Here is a 17,226-nt window from a genome sequence, read left to right as displayed (position 1 = left end):
TGTCCCGCTAACGAAAGTAGCAGGAGCAATGACGATGAAAACAATACTTGCAGTGGATGACTCGGGTTCGCTGCGCCAGATGCTCTCCTTCAGCCTGAAGGCGGCCGGCTATGGCGTGATCGAGGCCATCGACGGCGAAGATGGTCTGAACAAGGCGAAGCAGCAGACCGTCGATCTGGTACTGACCGACCAGAATATGCCCGGCATGGATGGCTTGAGCCTGATCAAGGCATTACGCGCCATGAAGAATTACCAGAGTGTGCCGATATTGATGCTGACAACCGAGTCTGGCGACGACATCAAGGCAATGGGCCGGGCAGCGGGCGCCAACGGATGGCTGGTCAAACCCTTCGATCCGACGCGTCTGACCGAAGTGGTGAAGAAACTGATCGGCTGAAGACTCGACGACAGGGTACGCAGCGAAACATGACGGAGTTCAAAAATGACAATTGACATGAGCCAGTTCTACCAGGTGTTTTTCGACGAGGCGGACGAGCTGCTCGCCGAAATGGAGAAGCTTCTGCTGGCTCTCGATGTGTCTGCACCGGACAGCGAGGATCTCAATGCGATCTTCCGCGCCGCGCATTCCATCAAGGGAGGCGCCGCCACGTTCGCGTTCACCGATATCACCGAAGTCACCCACATGCTGGAGTCGCTGCTCGATCGCATCCGCAAGGGTGAAATGGCGCTGACCCCCGAGCACGTGGATGCCTTCCTGGTGGCCAAGGATGTGCTGACCATGCAGATGGATGGCCATCATCATGGTTCGAGCGTCGACCAGGCCGCGGTAGACAGTGTTTGCCAGCGGCTGAAGGCCTTGTCGCAGGGAATCGTGGCCGACGTCCCGGTTGCCGCAGCGAGCCCGTCGCCCGCCGCCGCAGCGCCCGAGCCCGTGGCGGCCCCGGTCGTGGATGCGGATGGCAATTGCCGTTTCCGGATCGAATTGCCCGAGGTGCCGCAGAAGGACGTCGACGCGCTGGCAGCCGAGCTCGGTCTGCTCGGCACGATCGAACGGGAGACCCTGGAAGACAAGCGCGCCGTGTTCATCCTGACCACCGGCGAGAGCCAGGACAACATCGTCGCCATCTGCTCGTTCGTGCTCGACCCGGACGATCTCAAGATCACGTATGACGCCGCGCCTGCAGCAGCATCCGCCAGTGCTGCGCCCAGCACGCCCGTCGAAGATCCGGGCTATGGAATCTTCGAGCCGGAGAAGAGCCCCGCTGTGGCACCGCAAGTGTCCTCCCCAGTGGCAGATGCGGCCGCGGCCGTGCCTGCCGGCGAGGTCAAGAACTACGGCCGTCGCGCCACCGACAAGGAAGGCGCCAGCCAGGAGTCGTCCTCGATCCGCGTCAGCGTGGAGAAGGTCGACCAGCTGATCAACCTGGTCGGCGAACTGGTCATCACCCAGGCCATGATCGAGCAGCGCATCGCCGCGCTCGATCCCCTGCATCACGAGCGGCTGCTCAACAGTGCCGGCCAGCTGGCGCGCAACACGCGGGATCTGCAGGAAGCCGTGATGTCGATCCGCATGATGCCGATGGACTACGTGTTCTCGCGCTTCNCCCGCATGGTGCGCGACCTGGCCGCCAAACTCGGCAAGAAAGTCGAGTTCGTCACGCGGGGTGCCGCCACCGAACTCGACAAAGGCCTGATCGAGCGCATCGTCGATCCGCTCACCCATCTGGTTCGCAACAGCGTGGACCACGGCATCGAAATGCCCGACAGGCGCAAGGCCAACGGCAAGACTGAAGCCGGCAAGCTGGTTCTGTCGGCCGCGCACCAGGGCGGCAATATCGTGATCGAGGTGAGCGACGATGGCGGCGGACTGAATCGCGACAGGATACTTGCCAAGGCCAAATCGCAAGGCCTGCCGGTATCGGACGCGATGCCCGATGCCGATGTCTGGCAACTGATCTTTGCCCCCGGTTTCTCCACGGCGGAAGTGGTGACCGACGTTTCCGGACGCGGGGTCGGCATGGACGTCGTCAAGCGCAACATCACCGCGATGGGCGGGACAGTCGACATTCGCTCGATCCCTGGAACCGGCACCACGATCGCCATTTCCCTGCCGCTGACGCTGGCGATCCTCGACGGCATGTCGGTCAAGGTCGGCGAGGAGATCTACATCCTGCCATTGGGCTACGTCATCGAATCGCTGCAGCCGGCTGCGGTGGACGTCAAGGAAGTCGCCGGCCAGGGCAAGGTGGTCAAGGTCCGCGAGGAATATCTGCCGCTGATCCCGCTGTATCAGATCTTCGCGATCGATCCCCGGTTCGAGGATCCCTCGCAGGGCATCATCGTCATCCTCGAAAGCGACGGCAAGAAAGCGGCCCTGCTGGTCGACAGCCTGGTCGGGCAGCAGCAGGTCGTGGTCAAGAACCTGGAATCGAATTTCCGCAAGGTGGCCGGGATTTCCGGCGCCACGATCCTCGGCGACGGGGGCGTGTCCCTGATTCTCGACGTGTCCGCCCTGTTGCGGTCGAGCCGCCAGCTCAACGCTGATCCTGTTTTCTTCTAAGGCCAGATTTAAGGACAAGAACCATGTCGTATACCACGCAAACGCAGACCAGCATGGAAGCTGCCGGAGAAAGTGCCGGAAACGAATTTCTGGCCTTCACCCTCGGCCGCGAAGAGTACGGGATTGACATCCTGCGCGTGCAGGAGATTCGCGGCTACGAGCCGGTGACCCGGATCGCCAATGCGCCCGACTTCATCAAGGGCGTGGTGAACCTGCGCGGCACCATCGTGCCGGTCGTCGACATGCGCATCAAGTTCGACCTGGGAACGCCGACCTACGACCAGTTCACGGTGGTGATCATCCTGAATATTGGCGGGCGGGTCGTCGGCATGGTGGTGGACAGCGTGTCCGACGTGACGACGCTCACGCCGGAGCAGATCCGGCCCGCTCCGGAAATCGGGACGACATTCGATACGGACTATCTCATCGGCCTTGGCACGCTCGACGAACGCATGCTGATCCTGGTGGATATCGACAAGCTGATGTCCAGCGCCGAAATGGGGTTGATCGAGAAGCTGGCAGCCTGATCAATCGTACAAGCCTATCTACATAACAAATCGAAACCTCTGCTTAACTCCACGAGGCTGACGCGACGTGGTTTTCCGACATGAAATTCACGCCGATTGCTTGGCGGCTTTGCCGTATCGGCGGTTGCGGATGGGCATTTTTCCATCATCCGCATGGATTCCGTTTCGCCGGACGGATTGCTCCCCACCCGGACGCTCATGCGGCCAGCACCGACCAGCGCCGCAGGTTGTGCGCGATGGCGACGAGCGTGAAGTGCAAGGCGTTCTTCTTCAACCCCTCATAGCGGCACCGCGCCAGCGATCGTCGCTCTTTCCAGTCGGCAAACACATGCTCGACCTTCGCACGCACTTTCGACCAGCGGTGATTGAGTGCGGTTTGTCTGGGCGTGAGTTCGCCGCCGCGCGGGTTGAAACGTATCCGCGGCGCAATCCCACGAGCCCGTAGCCGTTTACGTCGCGCCGCGTCGCAGTAGGCCGCGTCGGCATACACCGCCTGGGCGGGTGCACGATCCAGCAAGGTATCCATCGGCACGGAATCGTGCACCGATCCGCTGGTGGTCTCGATGGCACGCACGATCTCGCTGCCGTCGTCCACCGCGATATGCGCCTTGAACCCGTGCGCGACCGGACGCCCATTCTTGACCGCCCAACGGGCGTCGGTGTCGCCACCCGTCGCGTCCTTGGGTGGCGCCTTACGCGCCGATTGCACGATGGTGGCGTCCACCAGGGTGCCGCGCTTGACGATCACGCCGGCAGCTTCGATCTGCGCCAGCACGGAGGCGAAGAGCGGCTCGGCGAGTCCGGCTTTCAGGAGCCGCTTGCGAAAGCGCACGAGCACGGTCTCGTCGGGAATGGTGTCGGCCAGCGAAAGGCCGAGGAAGCGGCGGAAGGACAGGCGGTCGGCGCATTGCGCTTCGCATTCAGGGTCTGACAGGTTGTACCACTGTTCGAGCAACAGCATTTTGAAGCAGACCAAGGGGTCGTGGGAGCGATTCCCGGTGGCGCCGTACAGACCCGGCCAGTAATGATCGAACGCAGCCCAATCCACCAGCCCGGATACTTTCATGAGAAAGTGGCGGTCGGAAACGTGCAGTTCCAGCGCTTCGTCACCAAAGGATTTCTGCGGTTGTACGCGACCCAGCATGGTCAGCTCCCCTTACAGTTCGTCGATGGGGCCGTTATATCAGGACTATGCAAATTCGTCAGTAGTTAAGCAGAGGTTTCAAATCAATTGGAGAGTCTGCAATGTTTGGGAACCTTACCATCAAGTCGCGCCTGGTCATCCTTATTTCCTTCATGGCGGTGCTGCTGCTCGTGATCGGAGGCATCGGGCTGAGTGGTATGAGCAAAACCGATGCAGGCTTGAAAACCGTATACGAGGATCGGACCGTTCCCTTGATGGATCTGGGTCGCATCATCGACATGGCCAACCGGACCCGGACCAACGCCACGGTTGCCGCCACGGCCCCTGGGNCGGACGTGGCCATCAAGGCCAATACGGACACGCAGCAACTGGACGTGGAAATCAACAAGCTCTGGGCCAAATACACGCGTACGGCCATGACCCCGGACGAGAAGGCACTGGCGGACAGTTTCAATACGCAATGGAAAACCTACACGACCTCGCGCGATGTCACGATGAAGCTGGCGATGGAATCGGACTTCGATACGGCCAAGGAGAATGCCTCCAAGGATGCTGCCCCGAAGTTTTCGGCTGCCCGCGAAACCCTGTTCAAACTGATCGAATTGCAGGGTGCGGTCGCCAAGCATGAATTCGAAACGGCCCGCAGCCGCTACGAGAGCAGCCGGGTGGTCGCCATCGCGGCCATCGCCCTGGGTCTGGCCCTGGCGGCCTGGTTCGGCTTCATCCTGATCCGCGCCATCACTCGTCCGCTGGATGCAGCGGTCAAGCTTGCGCGAGGCGTTGCCGAAGGCGACCTGACGCAGCGTATCGACGTCCACTCCACGGATGAAGTCGGCCAGCTGATGCAAGCGCTCAAAGACATGAACGCCAGCCTGGTGACCATCGTCGGCCAGGTGCGTCACGGCACCGAGACCATAGCCGTCGCCTCACGGGAGATCGCCTCCGGCAACGCTGACCTGTCGTCGCGTACCGAATCGCAGGCCTCGAGCCTCGAAGAGACCGCCTCCTCGATGGAAGAGCTGACCAGCACCGTCAAGCAGAACGCCGAGAACGCCCGCCAGGCCAACCAGCTGGTGGTTTCCACCGCCGACGTTGCCGCCAAGGGCGGAGCCGTCGTCGGCCAGGTCGTCGACACCATGGCCTCCATCAAGGACAGCTCGCGGAAGATCTCCGACATCATCGGCGTCATCGACGGCATCGCCTTCCAGACCAACATCCTCGCCCTCAATGCAGCGGTCGAAGCCGCGCGTGCGGGCGAACAAGGCCGCGGCTTTGCCGTCGTCGCCTCCGAAGTGAGGAACCTCGCCCAGAGGAGCGCCGGTGCGGCCAAGGAGATCAAGTCTTTGATCGAAGACTCGGTTGGCAAGGTTGACGCCGGCGGCAAGCTGGTTGACGAAGCCGGCAAGACCATGGACGAGATCGTCACCTCGGTCAAACGGGTCACCGACATCATGAGCGAGATTGCGGCGGCGAGCCAGGAACAGAGTGCCGGGATCGAACAGGTCAACCAGGCCGTCACCCAGATGGACGACGCCACCCAGCAGAACGCGGCGCTGGTCGAAGAAGCTGCGGCTGCGGCCGAGAGTCTGCAGGACCAGGCGGGCAAGCTGGCCGAGGCGGTGAGCGTGTTCAAGCTGGAGAGCGGCGCCTACAGCGTGCGTTCCGAGCTTCCGGTACTGAAGGATGTGGTGGCGGCGAAGCCGGCCGCCCGCAAGGGGGCAAGCCTGTTGCCGTACCGGCTGCGGTTGCCCGGCCGAAGAAGCTGGCGGTTGCCGGCGGCGGCAACGACGAATGGGAAGAGTTCTGACTGCTTGTACGGTTATCCGGGCCTGAAAAAGGGCAGAGCCAGAGCATCAATTATTTCAACGTGTTGAACGCAGTACCGATGAGGTCTTTGACGAAGTTTCAGCTGTGTTGACCAGACAGGTCCCGGATTAGACGGTCTGGATTGAGTGAGAAGGAGTAATTGAAATGCTGGCAAATCTGAGTATCAAGTCGCGGCTGGTTTTCGTGATTGGGTTCCTGTCCGTACTTCTGGTGGGCATCGGAATCCTGGGGCTGACCAGCCTCAATTCGACCAATGGCGCACTCAAGTCCGTCTACGAGGACAGGACGGTCGCACTGGGACAATTGGCGCGCATATCCATGCTGGTCAACCAGAACCAGATCACCTTGTCCGGCGTCACGGCAGGCCAGCTGTCGGCATTCCCTGATGACGTCTCCGTGGTCGACAAGAAAGTCGAGGAAGTCGGCAATACGATCAAGGAGATCGAGACTATCTGGAAATCTTATCTGGGGACCTATCTGACGCCCGAGGAAAAGAAGCTTGCCGACGAGTTCGATGCCAACCGCAGAATCTATGGCCGTACGGGCATGATCCCCGCCCTGGCAGCTTTGCACGCCCACGATTTCCAGCAGGCCAGTGAACTGCTGCAGGGACCGCTTACGCAGGCCTACCCTCCCGTGCAGAAAAGCATGGAAGCGCTGAACCAGCTTCAGCTGGATGTGGCCAAGCGCGAATTCGAAGCATCGCAGGCGCGTTATGCCCTGGTGCGCAACGTGTCCATCGCCGCCATCGCGTTTGGCGTGCTGCTGGCGGGCCTGATCGGTTACTGGCTGATCCGCATGATTTCCCGCTCGCTGAATGAGGCGTTGCGCCTGGCCGAGAGCGTTGCCGCCGGCGACCTGACGCAGACGATCGACGTGCGCTCCAATGATGAGATCGGCCGGCTTTTGCAGGCCCTGAAGAACATGAACGCCAGCCTGGTGACCATTGTTGGCCAGGTGCGTCACGGCACCGAGACCATAGCCGTCGCCTCACGCGAGATAGCCTCCGGCAACGCCGACCTGTCGTCGCGTACCGAATCGCAGGCCTCGAGCCTGGAAGAGACGGCCTCCTCGATGGAAGAGCTGACCAGCACCGTCAAGCAGAACGCCGAGAACGCCCGCCAGGCCAACCAGCTGGTGGTTTCCACCGCCGACGTTGCCGCCAAGGGTGGAGCCGTCGTCGGCCAGGTCGTCGACACCATGGCCTCCATCAAGGACAGCTCGCGGAAGATCTCCGACATCATCGGCGTCATCGACGGCATCGCCTTCCAGACCAACATCCTCGCCCTCAATGCAGCGGTCGAAGCCGCGCGTGCGGGCGAACAGGGCCGCGGCTTTGCCGTCGTCGCCTCCGAAGTGAGGAACCTCGCCCAGAGGAGCGCCGGTGCGGCCAAGGAGATCAAGTCTTTGATCGAAGACTCGGTTGGCAAGGTTGACGCCGGCGGCAAGCTGGTTGACGAAGCCGGCAAGACCATGGACGAGATCGTCACCTCGGTCAAACGGGTCACCGACATCATGAGCGAGATTGCGGCGGCGAGCCAGGAACAGAGTGCCGGGATCGAACAGGTCAACCAGGCCGTCACCCAGATGGACGACGCCACCCAGCAGAACGCGGCGCTGGTCGAAGAAGCTGCGGCTGCGGCCGAGAGTCTGCAGGACCAGGCGGGCAAGCTGGCCGAGGCGGTGAGCGTGTTCAAGCTGGAGAGCGGCGCCTACAGCGTGCGTTCCGAGCTTCCGGTACTGAAGGATGTGGTGGNNCGGCGAAGCCGGCCGCCCGCAGGGGGCAAGCCTGTTGCCGTACCGGCTGCGGTTGCCCGGCCGAAGAAGCTGGCGGTTGCCGGCGGCGGCAACGACGAATGGGAAGAGTTCTGAGATGCCTGTCCATCCCCCGCTGCCATGCCATCTCCAGTGGTATGCAGCTGTGGGTGGGTCGTTGTTTCAGCCAGTAAACGTAACAATGAATATCGAAAGTTTTGAATGATGAAGCTGAAGTCAAAAATCGTCTTGAGCATGGGGTTGGTGTTCGTGCTCTTCGGCATCGCGATCGGCGTGGCGCTGACCGGCATGCAGAGCAACAAGAACCGGTTCGAGAATTTCCTCGCGCAGGATCTGGCGCTCGCCCAGGAAGCCAATCTCCTGTATTCCCAAGGGCTGCAAATGGGCCAGGCCGTGCGCAATATCGTCATGGATCCGACCAATCAGTTGGCCTACAAAAATCTGGATATGGCGTCCGCCGAATTCAAANAGGCCAGCCAGAAAGCCCTGGCCCTCGCGGCCACTCATCCTGATGACCTGAGGGTCCTGCAGGAAGTGGTCGCATTGCGCGAGCAGCAGATCCCGCTCCACGCCAAGGTGGTGTCGCTTGCCAGCAGCGATCAGGCCGCGGCCATTGCGGTCATCAGCAAGGAAGAAACACCGGTCTGGCGCGAGATCAGGACGCGTCTGATGGACTACCTCAAAGTCAAACGCAGCGCCGTCGAGAATACCAAGACCGAGATGGCCGCATTCAGCCAGCGCATGCTGACGATCACGCTGGTTCTCGTGGTGTTGGCCCTGGTCGTGGCAAGCGCCATCGTGTTCTGGCTGGTCCGTCACATCATGAAACAACTGGGCGGCGAGCCTGCCTATGCCGTGGAGATCGCACACGCCATCTCCAGCGGGGATTTTTCCAAGTCGGTCACCCTGGAAAAGGGCGATACTTCCAGCCTGCTGTTCGCCATCAATGCGATGCGTGAAAACCTGACCGGCACGGTGAGCGATATCCGGCATGCAACCGAGACCATAGCCGTCGCCTCACGCGAGATAGCCTCCGGCAACGCCGACCTGTCGTCGCGTACCGAATCGCAGGCCTCGAGCCTGGAAGAGACGGCCTCCTCGATGGAAGAGCTGACCAGCACCGTCAAGCAGAACGCCGAGAACGCCCGCCAGGCCAACCAGCTGGTGGTTTCCACCGCCGACGTTGCCGCCAAGGGTGGAGCCGTCGTCGGCCAGGTCGTCGACACCATGGCCTCCATCAAGGACAGCTCGCGGAAGATCTCCGACATCATCGGCGTCATCGACGGCATCGCCTTCCAGACCAACATCCTCGCCCTCAATGCAGCGGTCGAAGCCGCGCGTGCGGGCGAACAGGGCCGCGGCTTTGCCGTCGTCGCCTCCGAAGTGAGGAACCTCGCCCAGAGGAGCGCCGGTGCGGCCAAGGAGATCAAGTCTTTGATCGAAGACTCGGTTGGCAAGGTTGACGCCGGCGGCAAGCTGGTTGACGAAGCCGGCAAGACCATGGACGAGATCGTCACCTCGGTCAAACGGGTCACCGACATCATGAGCGAGATTGCGGCGGCGAGCCAGGAACAGAGTGCCGGGATCGAACAGGTCAACCAGGCCGTCACCCAGATGGACGACGCCACCCAGCAGAACGCGGCGCTGGTCGAAGAAGCTGCGGCTGCGGCCGAGAGTCTGCAGGACCAGGCGGGCAAGCTGGCCGAGGCGGTGAGCGTGTTCAAACTGGAATCCGCTGCGCGGGCCTACAGTCGGCCGGCCGAATTGCCGATATCGAATGGCAACGTGGCCAGGCTGCCGGCCGCCCAGAAACGCACGTCGCCCAAGGCGGTGCAGCTGGCGCCTCCGAAGAAGCTTGCAGTCGGCGGCGGCAACGACGAATGGGAAGAATTCTGAGCGGTGGCACGGGAGAGCGAAGCGCCGCGATCAAACCTAAAAAGGAAAAAGCAATGCGATCCAACCTGCCTGTCACCAATACCGAATACGTCCTGAAGGACCATGAGGCGCCGACTTCGAAGACGGATACCCACGGCAGAATCACCTTTGTCAACCGGGATTTCGTCAACATCAGCGGCTTCAGCGAGGACGAGCTGATCGGCGCACCGCATAACATCGTGCGCCACCCCGATATGCCGGTCGAGGCGTTCGCCGATTTGTGGAGCACGCTACGGAGCGGCAAGGCTTGGACTGGGCTGGTGAAGAACCGGTGCAAGAATGGCGATCATTATTGGGTGGAAGCCAATGTGGCGCCGATCGTCGAGAACGGCACGGTCGTCGGCTATACCTCCGTTCGCGGCAAACCCAGTCGTGATCAGGTGCAGGCAGCGGACAGCGCCTATCGTGCGATCAAGGCCGGCGATTCGATGCTCGAAATCCACGAGGGCGAGGCAGTCAAGCGTTCCTTCGTCCAGCGCTGCCGCCTGCTGAAGAATCTGTCGCTGAAGACCATGCTGGCCATCGCTGCCGGGTCGGTCGGTGCCCTGTTTGCCGGGATCGGTGTTCTGGCCTGGCTGGCGACGACCGGCAACGGTACGTCCTACCTGAACTGGTTGATGGCGATCTCGATATTGGGCGTGCCGCTGGCCGTGGTGTTCGGGGTGCTGTCCTATCGCAGCGTGGTGGTGCCGCTTGAGCATGTTCGGGAGGAAATCGACCGGATCAGTTCGAGCGATCTGACCGGGCAGATCGAGGCCAAGGGGATCGTCGAGCTGGCCAGGTTGATGCAGTCGCTGCGCATCCTGCAGATCAACACCAAGTGGCTGGTCGGGCAGATCAGGGAAAGCACCGATCTGGTGAATGCGGGCGCAAGCGAAATTGCATCGGGCAACGCGGATTTGTCTGCACGAACCGAATCGCAGGCCTCGAGCCTGGAAGAGACGGCCTCCTCGATGGAAGAGCTGACCAGCACCGTCAAGCAAAACGCCGAGAGTGCGCACCATGCGAGCAAGCTGGTTTCCTCGACGGCGGAGATTGCGGTCAACGGCGGAGACGTCGTTGGCAAGGTCATCCACACCATGGGTTCGATCAAGGACAGCTCGCGGAAGATCTCCGACATCATCGGCGTCATCGACGGCATTGCCTTCCAGACCAACATCCTCGCCCTGAACGCGGCGGTCGAAGCCGCGCGTGCGGGCGAACAGGGCCGCGGCTTTGCCGTCGTCGCCTCCGAAGTGAGGAACCTCGCCCAGAGGAGCGCCGGTGCGGCCAAGGAGATCAAGTCTTTGATCGAGGACTCGGTTGAAAAAGTCGAGATGGGCCGGAAACTGGTGGACGAGGCTGGCGAGGCGATGGAAGATATCGTGACCTCGGTGCAGTTGGTGGCGGATATCATCGGCGGAACGGCGACGGCGAGCCAGGAACAGAGTGCCGGGATCGAGCAGATCAACCAGGCCGTCGGCCAGATGGACGAGATGACGCAGCAGAACGCGGCGCTGGTCGAAGAAGCGGCGGCTGCGGCCGAAAGCCTGCAGGACCAGGCGGGCAAGCTGGCCGAACTGGTCAAGACCTTCAAGCTGGTCCGGACAGGACAGCGGTCAAATGGCAGCCGCCAAGCCACGGCCGCCATGGGACAATCCCGTCCCCAGCCCGCCGCGGCCGAAAGCCTGGCAGCGTAGACGGATAGATGGTTGGATGATCCCGTCGGATGAACCCGACGGGCGTGGCGTGTGACGGAATGGTCCAGAACAGGAAAATCGGGCTTGGTTTGATTCGTGCGTTCAGCCTGGAACGCAATATAGATTGGACGCACATTTCGACATGAAGCCTGTATTGAAGACTCCGCCCGACAGCGCCAAGGTATTTTCATTCACTCCGCGCGATTTCTCCCGGATACGGTCATTGATCTACCGGCAGGCCGGGATTGCACTCACCGACAGCAAGCAGGAGATGGTCTATAGCCGTCTGGCGCGTCGCCTGCGGGCCAAGGGACTGAATTCCTTCGAGGAATATCTCGACGAACTGGAGAATGGGCGCGACAGTGACGAATGGGAGGCGTTCACCAATGCGCTGACGACCAACCTGACCTCGTTCTTCCGCGAGGCGCATCACTTTCCGATTCTCGCCGAGCACATGCTCGGCATGAAAGCGCCGCTTTCGATCTGGTGTTCGGCCAGTTCGACCGGCGAGGAGCCGTATTCGATCGCCATGACGGTATGCGAGGCGTTCGGAACGCTCACGCCGCCGGTCAGCATCGTGGCCACCGACATCGATACCAATGTGCTCGAGACGGCGGCGAACGGCGTGTATCCGATCGATCGCATCGACAAGATGGCGCAGGAGCGGGTCAAACGCTTCTTCCAGCGCGGCAAGGGAGAGCGTTCCGGCCTGGTGCGGGTGCGCCCCGAACTTCGCCAGTTGATCACGTTCAAACCCCTCAATCTGCTGGCCAGCAGCTGGCCGGTCAGCGGGCCGTTCGACGTGATTTTCTGCCGCAATGTGATGATTTATTTCGACAAGCCGACACAGAGCCGGATTCTGGAGCGCTTCGTTCCGCTGATGAAGCCGGAAGGACTACTGTTCGCGGGGCATTCCGAAAACTTCATGTACGCGTCCGACGCCTTCAAGCTGCGCGGCAAGACGGTGTATGAACTGAATTCCCGCCATGCCGGTGCCAGGAAACACGCATGAATCCTGCCATCGAAGAGCAGCTTGCGACCAATCTGTATTACGACCGGACCTTCGACTGCGAGGCCGCCAAGATATTGCCCGGTGAGTATTACTTCACCAATCGTCCCATGCTGATCGTTACCGTGCTCGGCTCCTGCGTCGCGGCGTGCATCCGGGACAAGGTGTCGGGAATCGGCGGCATGAATCACTTCATGCTGCCGGACGGGGGCGGCGATGCCGGCAATCCGATGTCGGCCTCGATGCGCTACGGCGCATATGCGATGGAGGTGCTGATCAACCAGCTGCTCAAGGCAGGCGCCCGGCGCGACAATCTCGAGGCCAAGGTATTCGGCGGCGGCAACGTCCTGCGCGGCTTCACCAGCATGAACGTGGGCGAACGCAATGCCCAGTTCGTACGCGATTTCCTGAAGGCGGAAAACATACGCGTGGTGGCGGAGGACCTGAACGACGTGCACCCGCGCAAGGTGTATTTCTTTCCGCAGACCGGCAAGGTCCTCGTGAAGAAACTCAAGCAACTCAACAATTACACGCTGGTGAAACGCGAGCAGGACTACGCGAGCCGGCTTAAGACCAATGAGGTGGTCGGCGAGATCGATTTGTTCTGACCGCCGGCAGGGATGAGACCCGGAATTTAGCATGACGAAAATCAAGGTTCTGATCGTGGATGACTCGGCGCTGATCCGCGGCGTGATGAAAGAGATCATCAACAGCCAGCCGGACATGGAGGTCGTGGGCGTGGCCCCCGATCCGCTGGCGGCGCGCGATCTGATCAAGCAGACCAATCCGGACGTCCTGACGCTGGATGTCGAAATGCCGAAGATGGACGGTCTGGAGTTTCTCGAGAAACTGATGCGCCTGCGCCCGATGCCCGTGCTCATGGTGTCGACGCTGACCGAACGCGGTTCCGAAATCACCATGCGGGCCCTGGAACTGGGAGCGGTGGATTTCGTCACCAAGCCCAAGATCTCGATCCAGAGCGGCATGCTGGAATACACTGACCTGATTGCGGAGAAGATCCGCATCGCGTCACGGGCCCGGATCAAGCAACGCACGCCGGGGACTGCCCCGACGCATCCTGCGGGGCCGCTGGCGCCGTTGCGCAACCCGCTGACGAGCAGCGAGAAACTGATCATCATCGGCGCCTCCACCGGCGGCACCGAGGCCATCAAGGATTTCCTGGTCCAGCTGCCTTCCGACTGTCCGGGCATCCTGATTACCCAGCACATGCCGGAAGGCTTTACCCGCTCGTTCGCCAACCGGCTCGACAAGCTGTGCAAGATTTCCGTCAAGGAAGCCGAGGGTGGGGAACGGGTGCTGCCCGGCCACGCCTACCTCGCACCGGGGCATTCCCACCTGATGCTGGTGCGTAGCGGCGCCAACTACATGACCAAGCTCGACCAGGGACCGCCGGTCAACCGCCATCGTCCCTCCGTCGACGTCCTGTTCCATTCGGCGGCCGTCAGCGCGGGCAAGAACGCGGTCGGCGTCATCCTTACCGGGATGGGCAAGGACGGCGCGGCGGGCATGCTGGAAATGAAAAAGGCCGGGGCCTACAACCTGGCGCAGGACGAGGCATCGTGCGTGGTGTTCGGCATGCCCAAGGAAGCCATTGCCAGCGGCGCCACGCACGAGGTGGCCCCGCTGCACGAATTGCCGGGCCGGGTGATGGAATTTNTTGCGGCGCATGGCAACCGCGCGATGCGGGTGTAAACGTCCGTTTATACCCGTTGCGCAGGCGGATTTCGCGCTTAAGTTTGACGCCGCAATGCCGATTAATCCAGTAACAATGAACTGCACCAATGGAGTACTGCATGGCCGATCCGAACACGAAATTCCTGGTTGTCGACGACTTTTCCACGATGCGCCGCATCGTGCGCAATCTGCTCAAGGAACTGGGATACTCCAACGTTGAAGAAGCGGAAGACGGTGCCGACGGCTTGGCCAAGCTGCGTTCCGGAAATTTCGATTTCGTCGTGTCCGACTGGAACATGCCGAACATGGATGGCCTGACCATGCTGCAGAACATCCGTGCCGATGCCACCCTCTCAAAGCTGCCGGTCCTGATGGTGACCGCCGAGGCCAAGAAGGAAAACATCATCGCTGCGGCGCAGGCCGGCGCCAGTGGCTACGTCGTCAAACCTTTTACCGCGGCCACACTCGACGAGAAGCTCTCGAAGATATTTGAAAACTCGACAAAGCGGGAGCCTGACGTGGAAACGCAATTCGTCGGCTCTGCTGTAGCCGTGACCGTGTCGCACGCCGCGAGTCCCGAGGGCTGCGAGTCGGAGGAGATGCTGGCGCGGGTTGGGCAGATCACCCGGACGCTGCACGACAGCCTGCGTGAATTGGGCTTGGACAAGGTGCTGGAAAAGGCGACGACCGAGATCCCCGACGTGCGGGAACGCCTCAACTACGTGGCGCGCATGACCGAACAGGCAGCACAGCGCGTGCTCAACGCCACGGATGCGGCCATTCCCATGCAGGAACGCATCGATGCGGGCGCCGACGAAATCCTGAATGGCTGGCAGGCTGCCTTCAAGGCGCCATTTTCCGAGGCCAATTACCGCGACATGGCGACCATGACCATGCAATGCCTGGCGGACATGCGCAACGACACCAGCGCCACCAAGCAGCAGTTGCTGGACATCATGATGGCGCAGGATTTCCAGGATCTGACCGGGCAGGTGATCCGTAAGGTGACCGATCTTGCACACAACCTGGAGCGGCAACTGGTGCAACTGCTGATCGACTATGCGCCGGCCGAAGTAAAACGGGAATCCAATAGCGGCCTGCTCAACGGCCCCCAGATCAATCCCGCGAGCAGGAACGACGTGGTGGCCGACCAGAGCCAGGTCGACGATCTGCTCGACAGTCTCGGTTTCTAAAGCCTTTCGGAGTTTCCGGATTCAAGCGCCGGGCTGCAGGGATTCCCTGCGGCCCGGCGTTTTCGTTTCGCCCGTCCTGCCTGCTAGGGATGAAGCGCCCGGATGACTGCCGTCGTGGCTTCGAAGCCATTCCGGAACATATGCTCGAACTGGGGCGTGAAGTAGGGCAGGGTGATGTCCAGCGCAATCAGCCCCACTCCCAGGGTGATGGGAAAACCGATCGCAAAGATATTGAGCTGGGGCGCCGAGCGCGTGAGGATGCCGAGTGCCAGGTTGGTCATCAGCAGGATGGCGATCAGCGGCAGTGCCAGTTGGAGGCCGACGGAAAACACGACGGAGCCATAGTTGGCGACGCTGTAGAAACCTGCCGTGGAGAGCGGCTGCGGACTGATAGGCAGGCTCTTGAAACTCTCGGCGAGGATACCCAGCAGCAGCAGGTGCGCATTGACCGCGAGGAACAGCAGCGCGGCCAGGAGATTGAAGAACTGGGAAATCACGATCGTCTGGCCGGCGCTTTGCGGATCGAAGAAGGACGCAAACCCCAGACCCATCTGCAGGCCGACGATCTCACCCGCCGCCTCGACCGCGGCGAACACGACGCGCATGATGAAGCCGATCGCCATGCCGATGAGCAGCTGCTGGATCAGGATGAACAGACCATACCAGGAGCCCAGTCCGATATCGGGCATGGGCGGCAGCGTGGGGGCGATGATCAGGGCGATGAACACGCCCAGGCCGATCTTGACGCGCCGCGGTACGGAACTGTGGCCGAATACCGGCGCCAACATGATCAGGCCCAATATGCGGGTGAGGGGCCAGATGAAGCTGATCAGCCAGGCGTTGAGCTGGGCATCGGTGAGGCTGATCATGGATTTCTGCGGGAGGTCAGCCGATGAGGCTGGGAAGGTCGGTCAATACCCGTCGCATGTAGTCGGTCATGACCGTCAGCATCCAAGGGCCGGCAATGGCGAAGGTCGCAAGCACGGCGATGACCTTGGGAATGAACGAGAGGCTGGCGTCGTTGATCTGGGTGGCGGCCTGGAAGACGCTGACGATCAGGCCGACCACCAGGGTGACCAGCAGGACAGGGGACGCCACCAGGATGGTCATTTCCAGCGCGGTGCGGCCCAGGGTCATTACGCTTTCGGGTGTCATGGCGTGTGTCTCTCAGGGTCGGGTTAATAGAAGCTTTGCGCCAGCGAGCCCAGCAACAGATTCCAGCCGTCCACCAGGACGAACAGGATGATCTTGAAGGGCAGCGAAACGATGGCGGGCGACACCATCATCATCCCCATTGCCATCAGGATGCTGGCGACGACCATGTCGATGATGAGGAAGGGAATGAACACGGCAAAGCCGATCTGGAAGGCGGTCTTGAGTTCGCTGGTGATGTAGGCCGGGATCAGCACGCGCATCGGCACGTCGGCAGCGGTTTTCGGCGCCGCTGTGCCCGACATCTTCACGAACAGGGCGAGGTCGGTTTCGCGCGTCTGCTTCATCATGAATGCGCGCAGCGGCACGGCGCCCTTGTCGAGCGCCTCACCCACCTGGATACGGTTCTCGGAAAGCGGCTGATAGGCTTCGGTGTAAATCTTGTCCAGGGTCGGCCCCATCACGAAGAGGGTCAGGAACAGCGCCAGGCCGATCATTACCTGGTTGGGCGGCGACGATTGCGTGCCCAGCGCATGGCGCAGCAGCGACAGTATGATGATGATGCGGGTGAAGCTGGTCATCATCAGCAGCGCGGCCGGCAGGAAGGATAGCGAGGTGAGCAGCAGCAGGGTCTGCAGGCTCAGCGTGTAGGTCTGGCCGCCGCCGCTGGGGGTGCTGGTAAAGGCGGGTAGTCCTGCGCTCTGCGCCAGTGCCAGTGAGGGCAGCAACAAGGCGAACAGCATGAGCAGTGTACGCATCGTGCGGCGA

Annotated in this window: 15 protein-coding genes and 1 pseudogene; 12 read left to right on the top strand and 4 right to left on the bottom strand. The window is 61.5% G+C overall.

The window, feature by feature from the left end; translation table 11 throughout:
* Positions 1 to 34 precede the first annotated feature (34 nt).
* The 3 genes from HZY77_RS05605 (at position 35) to HZY77_RS05595 (ending at position 3,048) form a co-directional block, all read left to right on the top strand.
* Positions 35 to 397: a response regulator gene (locus HZY77_RS05605; RefSeq protein ID WP_018507828.1), complete on the top strand. Its 363-nt coding sequence runs from the start codon at positions 35 to 37 to the stop codon at positions 395 to 397.
* A 45-nt stretch (positions 398 to 442) separates the two neighbouring features.
* On the top strand, positions 443 to 2,521 hold the full coding sequence (gene cheA, locus HZY77_RS05600) for a chemotaxis protein CheA (protein ID WP_296819602.1): 2,079 nt from the start codon (positions 443 to 445) through the stop codon (positions 2,519 to 2,521).
* Between the two features lie 23 nt (positions 2,522 to 2,544).
* Entirely contained in the window at positions 2,545 to 3,048 is a 504-nt protein-coding gene (locus HZY77_RS05595; RefSeq protein WP_296660967.1) for a chemotaxis protein CheW, read from the top strand.
* Positions 3,049 to 3,244: 196 nt separating this feature from the next.
* On the opposite strand, the gene HZY77_RS05590 is transcribed toward HZY77_RS05595, so the two are convergent.
* On the bottom strand, positions 3,245 to 4,192 hold the full coding sequence (locus HZY77_RS05590; protein WP_273704130.1) for an IS5 family transposase: 948 nt from the start codon (positions 4,190 to 4,192) through the stop codon (positions 3,245 to 3,247).
* A 101-nt stretch (positions 4,193 to 4,293) separates the two neighbouring features.
* Here HZY77_RS05590 and HZY77_RS05585 point away from each other — a divergent pair, with 101 nt between their 5' ends.
* From HZY77_RS05585 to cheZ, 9 genes and pseudogenes are all read left to right on the top strand, one after another.
* Positions 4,294 to 6,066, top strand: coding sequence for a methyl-accepting chemotaxis protein (locus tag HZY77_RS05585; RefSeq protein WP_296819594.1), 1,773 nt, complete (start codon positions 4,294 to 4,296; stop codon positions 6,064 to 6,066).
* 97 nt (positions 6,067 to 6,163) lie between these two features.
* Entirely contained in the window at positions 6,164 to 7,891 is a 1,728-nt protein-coding gene (locus HZY77_RS05580) for a methyl-accepting chemotaxis protein (RefSeq protein WP_296819591.1), read from the top strand.
* 108 nt (positions 7,892 to 7,999) lie between these two features.
* Positions 8,000 to 9,691, top strand: a complete 1,692-nt coding sequence (locus HZY77_RS05575; protein WP_296820841.1) for a methyl-accepting chemotaxis protein — start codon at positions 8,000 to 8,002, stop codon at positions 9,689 to 9,691.
* Positions 9,692 to 9,744: 53 nt separating this feature from the next.
* The gene (locus HZY77_RS05570) at positions 9,745 to 11,409 is read left to right on the top strand and encodes a PAS domain-containing methyl-accepting chemotaxis protein (protein WP_296819588.1); all 1,665 of its coding nucleotides are present in this window, start codon (positions 9,745 to 9,747) and stop codon (positions 11,407 to 11,409) included.
* A gap of 142 nt (positions 11,410 to 11,551) precedes the next feature.
* Positions 11,552 to 12,421 (top strand): CheR family methyltransferase, encoded by an 870-nt coding sequence (locus tag HZY77_RS05565; RefSeq protein WP_296763855.1) that lies wholly within the window; start codon positions 11,552 to 11,554, stop codon positions 12,419 to 12,421.
* Complete coding sequence (gene cheD / locus HZY77_RS05560) at positions 12,418 to 13,026, top strand: chemoreceptor glutamine deamidase CheD (protein ID WP_296763858.1); 609 nt, start codon at positions 12,418 to 12,420, stop codon at positions 13,024 to 13,026. The genes HZY77_RS05565 and cheD overlap by 4 nt, the downstream gene beginning before the upstream one ends.
* A gap of 31 nt (positions 13,027 to 13,057) precedes the next feature.
* A complete protein-coding gene (locus HZY77_RS05555) occupies positions 13,058 to 14,131 on the top strand; it encodes a chemotaxis response regulator protein-glutamate methylesterase (protein WP_296819586.1) in 1,074 nt (357 codons plus the stop codon).
* Positions 14,132 to 14,232: 101 nt separating this feature from the next.
* Positions 14,233 to 14,607: pseudogene (cheY, locus tag HZY77_RS05550) on the top strand (chemotaxis response regulator CheY); the annotation flags it as partial.
* Between the two features lie 105 nt (positions 14,608 to 14,712).
* Positions 14,713 to 15,306 (top strand): protein phosphatase CheZ, encoded by a 594-nt coding sequence (cheZ, locus tag HZY77_RS05545; RefSeq protein ID WP_363154604.1) that lies wholly within the window; start codon positions 14,713 to 14,715, stop codon positions 15,304 to 15,306.
* An 83-nt stretch (positions 15,307 to 15,389) separates the two neighbouring features.
* Here cheZ and fliR read toward each other — a convergent pair whose 3' ends face one another.
* The 3 genes from fliR to fliP are packed head-to-tail and all read right to left on the bottom strand — an operon-like array spanning position 15,390 to position 17,216.
* On the bottom strand, positions 15,390 to 16,175 hold the full coding sequence (gene fliR / locus HZY77_RS05540) for a flagellar biosynthetic protein FliR (RefSeq protein WP_296819583.1): 786 nt from the start codon (positions 16,173 to 16,175) through the stop codon (positions 15,390 to 15,392).
* A gap of 16 nt (positions 16,176 to 16,191) precedes the next feature.
* A complete protein-coding gene (gene fliQ / locus HZY77_RS05535) occupies positions 16,192 to 16,461 on the bottom strand; it encodes a flagellar biosynthesis protein FliQ (RefSeq protein ID WP_296632384.1) in 270 nt (89 codons plus the stop codon).
* Between the two features lie 23 nt (positions 16,462 to 16,484).
* Positions 16,485 to 17,216 (bottom strand): flagellar type III secretion system pore protein FliP, encoded by a 732-nt coding sequence (gene fliP, locus HZY77_RS05530; RefSeq protein ID WP_296819580.1) that lies wholly within the window; start codon positions 17,214 to 17,216, stop codon positions 16,485 to 16,487.
* Between the last annotated feature and the right edge of the window lie 10 nt (positions 17,217 to 17,226).

This window comes from Thiobacillus sp., assembly GCF_013693775.1.
Taxonomy (GTDB): Bacteria; Pseudomonadota; Gammaproteobacteria; order Burkholderiales; family Thiobacillaceae; genus Thiobacillus.
The sequence above is the reverse complement of the archived record's forward strand: the minus strand, read 5'-3'. Positions and strand labels throughout refer to the sequence as shown.